This is a genomic window from Microbacterium sp. 13-71-7, assembly GCF_002257455.1.
Taxonomy (GTDB): Bacteria; Actinomycetota; Actinomycetes; order Actinomycetales; family Microbacteriaceae; genus Microbacterium.
This window is the reverse complement of the sequence record NZ_NCKN01000268.1, coordinates 1-4,927: the sequence shown is the minus strand read 5'-3', so window position 1 is coordinate 4,927 and position 4,927 is coordinate 1. Positions and strand designations below refer to the sequence as shown.

2 protein-coding genes and 2 pseudogenes are annotated in these 4,927 nt (G+C 70.8%); 3 read left to right on the top strand and 1 reads right to left on the bottom strand.

The features are described 5' to 3' along the window. Together B7X32_RS18410 and B7X32_RS18405 are read left to right on the top strand one after the other, a co-directional pair. Window positions 1–1,416: pseudogene (locus B7X32_RS18410) on the top strand (pyruvate dehydrogenase (acetyl-transferring), homodimeric type); the annotation flags it as partial. Between the two features lie 978 nt (window positions 1,417–2,394). After that, a complete protein-coding gene (locus B7X32_RS18405; protein ID WP_292722992.1) occupies window positions 2,395–2,718 on the top strand; it encodes a DUF559 domain-containing protein in 324 nt (107 codons plus the stop codon). A 284-nt stretch (window positions 2,719–3,002) separates the two neighbouring features. On the opposite strand, the gene B7X32_RS18400 is transcribed toward B7X32_RS18405, so the two are convergent. After that, complete coding sequence (locus tag B7X32_RS18400) at window positions 3,003–3,803, bottom strand: IclR family transcriptional regulator (protein WP_292722989.1); 801 nt, start codon at window positions 3,801–3,803, stop codon at window positions 3,003–3,005. Window positions 3,804–3,995: 192 nt separating this feature from the next. Here B7X32_RS18400 and B7X32_RS18395 point away from each other — a divergent pair. Then, window positions 3,996–4,927, top strand: a pseudogene (locus tag B7X32_RS18395) (NAD-dependent malic enzyme); the annotation flags it as partial.

Below are 4,927 nucleotides of genomic sequence, written 5' to 3'. Positions count from 1 at the left end.
CTGCGCGTGCCGATCACGGACGCCCAGCTCGAGGCCGACCCGTACCGGCCGCCGTACTACCACCCCGGCGCCGACGCCCCCGAGGTCCGATACCTGCAGGAGCGCCGCCGGGCGCTGGGCGGCTACCTGCCGGAGCGTCGTCCGAACGCGTCGGGGGAGATCGCCCTGCCGGACGCGAAGGCGTACGAGGTGGCGGCACGCGGATCCGGCAAGCAGCAGGCCGCGACCACCATGGCGTTCGTGCGCGTGCTCAAGGACCTCATGCGCGACCCCGAGTTCGGCCAGCGCATCGTGCCGATCATCCCGGACGAGGCGCGCACCTTCGGCATGGACGCGTTCTTCCCGACCGCGAAGATCTACAACCCGAACGGGCAGAACTACCTCGCCGTCGACCGCGACATCGTGCTCTCGTACAAGGAGTCGACCGCGGGGCAGATCCTGCACGTCGGCATCAACGAGGCGGGATCCATCGCCGCCTTCACCGCCGCGGGCACGGCCTACGCGACGCATGGCGTGCCGCTCGTGCCGGTGTACGTGTTCTACTCGATGTTCGGCTTCCAGCGCACCGGCGACTCGCTGTGGGCGGCCGCCGACCAGATGACGCGCGGCTTCCTCATCTCGGCGACCGCGGGCCGCACCACGCTGACCGGCGAGGGCCTGCAGCACGCCGACGGGCACTCGCCGCTACTCGCCGCGACGAACCCTGCCGTGGTCACCTACGACCCGGCGTTCGGCTACGAGATCGGCCACATCGTGCGCGCGGGGATCGAGCGCATGTACGGCGCGGACTCGACCGACCGCAACCACATCTACAACCTCATGGTCTACAACGAGCCGATCGTGCAGCCGGCCGAGCCCGAGGGCGTCGACGTGGCGGGGATCCTGGGCGGGATCCACCGGATCGCTCCGGTCGCGGCGCCCAGGGCGCACCTGCTCGCGTCGGGCATCGGCGTGACCTGGGCGCAGGAGGCGCAGCAGCTCCTCCGCGACGACTGGGGCGTGGAGGCCGACGTGTGGTCGGTGACCAGCTGGACCGAGCTGCGCCGCGACGCGGTCGCCGCGGAGGAGGACGAGTTCCTCGGACGCGGCTCGCGGGTGCCGTTCGTGCAGCAGCAGCTCGCGGACGCGCGCGGGCCGATCGTGGCCGTCAGCGACTATGCCAAGGACCTGCCGGACCAGATCCGCCAGTTCGTCCCGAACGACTGGGCGAGCCTCGGCGCCGACGGCTTCGGCTTCTCCGACACGCGCGCCGCGGCCCGCCGGTTCTTCAAGATCGACGGCCCGAGCGTCGTGGTGCGCACGCTGCAGCTGCTCGCCGCGCGCGGCGAGGTGGACGCGGCGATCCCCGCGCAGGCGGCCGAGAGGTACCGCCTGCTCGACGTCAACGCCGGCACGAGCGGCACCGACGCGGAGTGACGTCCCTCCGGGGTCGTTGAGCGAGCACCGGCGCCGCGGGGCTTTCTTCGGCGTCGTTTGGCGCCTGGCGCGCGAGATGCGGCGCAAGAGATGGAAAACGTCGCTCCTGACTCAGCCCGGAGCGACGTTTTCCATCTCCTCGTTCGAACCGCGAGGTCGTGAAGATGGAAAGTGTCGCTCTGCGGATCCGGGGGGCGACGCTTTCCATCTCGCAGCGCGTCTGCGGGGTTGAGCGTGGCCCGTGGTGCGCGGGGCAGAGCGCGGCCCGCGGCCGGTGGCCTGTGGTCCGTCCTCCCCAGGGCGCTCCGGTCGGCAGGATTCCACGGATCACGTGATCGCGGCTTCGTCGGGTTCGGTCATCGGCGAGCATCGGGGGATGCATCACCGGATCCCGCTGCCTTCGACGCTCGGAGCGGAGTTCACGCTGCGCGAGGCGCAGGCCGCCGGTCTCGGTCGGGCCAGGGCGGATGCGCGCGATCTGCATCGCCCGTTCCGGGGCGTGCGTTCGAGCGAGGTCCCGGAGACGTTCGCCGCCGTCGTCGCGTGCGGAGCGCGGCGGCTGAAGCCGCGGCAGCGTTTCGTGGGTGTGACGGCGGCGCGCCTCTGGGGGTTGCCCCATCCACGGCGGTGGAGGCAGGGCGAGCCGCTTGAGGTGGTCGTGCCGCCGGACGCGACTCCGCCGAGGAGCCGGGGCATCCGTGGTCGTCGGCTCAGGGAGGACCGGGCGTCCACGTGGTGGATCGGATCCCTTCCCGTGGTGGATCCGATCGCCGCGGTTCTCAGTTGCGCGGCGGACCTGGACCTCGCGCAGGCCGTGATCCTGCTCGATGCGCTGCTCACCGACGCCGACGACTACCCCGGGCTGCGGCGGGGGCGACCTGTGGCCTCTCCCCACGAGCTGGGCGAGCGTGTGCGCCAGTGGGGGCGGTTTCCCGGGCGTATGACGATCCTGACGGCTCTGCCCGAGCCGTTGCCGGCGTGGAGTCTCCGAAGGAGACCGAGACGCGCCTGCTCATCGTCGATGCCGGGCTGCCCGAACCGGTCGTCCAGCACGAAGTCCGCGAGGGGCAGCGGCTCGTCGCGCGGATCGATCTCGCCTACCCGCAGTGGAAGATCGCGATCGAGTACGAAGGCGACGGGCACCGCACCGATGCCGCCCAGTGGCGCCGGGACATCCAGCGTCAGCGCGAACTCGAGGACCGCGGCTGGATCGTCATCCGTCTCACCCAGCTCGACCTGATGGACGGATCCGGAGCGTTCCTCGGCCGGCTCCGCCGGGCGGTCGCGATGAGGCAGGCGTGATGGATCCGGGTCGGCCGTAAACATGTCGGCTGGCCCGAGTCACCGCGAGATGGATCTGGTCGGTTCGGGAGCGCCCAGGCCCGCGTTTTCCATCTCGCGGCGAGGGCGGATGCGCGTCGGAGATGGGTTTTGTCTGTGGCGGGGCTGCCGGAGCGGCGTTTTGCATCTCGCGCAGCGTACGGCGTACGGCGCGGCGAGCGGTGGCCGCCCTGCTCGGGAGGGCGCCGCGTTTCGTCTCGGTCGCTGCGCGTCCGCGCTCAACGACCCCGGGATCGGGCCGCGGGCTACGCCTCGAGGTCGGCGGCGATCGCGCCGGCGGCCTCGCGGAGCAGCGGGACGGCGCGCTGGCCGAACTCCTCGGTGACGCGCGCGATCGGGCCGGACACCGAGACCGCGGTCGGCGTCGGCGCGCCGGGCACGGCCATCGCGTAGCAGCGCACGCCGATCTCCTGCTCCTGCTCGTCGATCGAGTAGCCGCGCTCGCGGATGACGTCGAGCTCCTTGAGCAGTGCGTCCACCGTGCCGATGCTGAACGAGGTCGGGGTGCTCATGCCGGTGCGGCCGACGATGCCGCGCACGGTGTCGTCGTCGAGCTGGGCGAGGATCGCCTTGCCGACGCCGGTGTCGTGCACGTTGGCGCGGCGGCCCACCTCGGTGAACATGCGCATGGAGTGCTGCGAGGGCACCTGGGCGACGTAGACCACCATGTCGCCGTCGAGCACGGCCATGTTGGCGCTCTCGCCGAGGGCGTCGACGAGGGTCTTCAGCTGCGGACGCGCGAGTGCGCCGAATTGGCGCGACGCGCCTTCGCCGATGCGGATCAGCCGCGGGCCGAGCGCATAGCGGCGGTTCGGCAGCTGGCGCGCGTAGCCCAGTGAGACGAGCGTGCGCAGCAGCCGGTGGATCGTCGGCAGCGGGAGATCGGTCGACGCGGACAGCTCGCTGAGCGTGACGTCGCCGCCGGCGTCGGTCACGAGCTCGAGCAGCTCGAACACCCGCTCGACCGACTGCACGCCGGATCCCGCGCCTCTGCCGGGTTTCGGATCTGCGGCCTTCGCGCCTGTCGTGCTCGGATTCTCCGCCATGTCAGCTCCCGTCCTTGCGGTAATTCCATCATGCGAGAGTGCCGCGCCGGAAATCCGAGGGGATCCGAATCCCGCCTTGCGCAAAACTTCCACGATAGAGATAATAGTGTCCACTATACGAAAGTTCTGAGAAGTTCATCACCGCAACAAGCGCCCGAGGCTCCGCCCGGGACGCCTCGATGAGGAGGAATCATGGCGAACCCGGGTCCCGGAAATTCGATCACGCTGCGCATCGACGCGCCGTCCAACTTCACCGTCACGAGCGAGCTCGCGGCGGCCGCCGCGGCCGCGGGCGCCGTCGTGACCGCCCTCGACGTCGTGGAGTCCCACCCCACGACGATCGTCGTCGACCTGACTTGCAACACCACGGGCGAGGAGCACGCCGAAGAGGTCCGTGCCGGCGTCGAGGCGCTTGAGGGCGTGGCCGTGCGCCAGGTCAGCGATCGCACCTTCCTCATGCACCTGGGCGGAAAGCTCGAGGTTGTGCCGAGCGTGCCGCTGCGCAATCGCGATGACCTGTCCCGCGCCTACACGCCCGGCGTCGCCCGCGTCTGCATGGCGATCGCCGAGGACAAGAGCAAGGCCCGCAACCTCACCGTCAAGCGCAACACCATCGCGGTCGTCACCGACGGCACCGCGGTGCTCGGCCTCGGCGACATCGGCCCCGAGGCCGCGCTCCCCGTCATGGAGGGCAAGGCCGCGCTGTTCAAGCAGTTCGCGAACGTCGACGCCTGGCCGGTCTGCCTGGACACCAAGGACACCGAGGAGATCATCAAGATCGTCAAGGCGATCGCCCCGGTCTACGGCGGGGTGAACCTCGAGGACATCGCGGCCCCGCGCTGCTTCGAGATCGAGGCGCGCCTGCGCGAGGAGCTCGACATCCCGGTCTTCCACGACGACCAGCACGGCACCGCGATCGTCACCCTCGCCGCTCTGCGCAACGCCCTCAAGGTCGTCGGCAAGACGATCGGCGAGGTGCGGATCGTCGTGTCGGGCGTCGGCGCGGCCGGCAACGCGATCGTGCGTCTGCTGCTCGCCGATGGCGCGGTCGACATCCTCGCTTGCGGCCGCAACGGCGCGATCCATCGAGGCGAGGAGTACACCGACGCGCACCGCACCGAGCT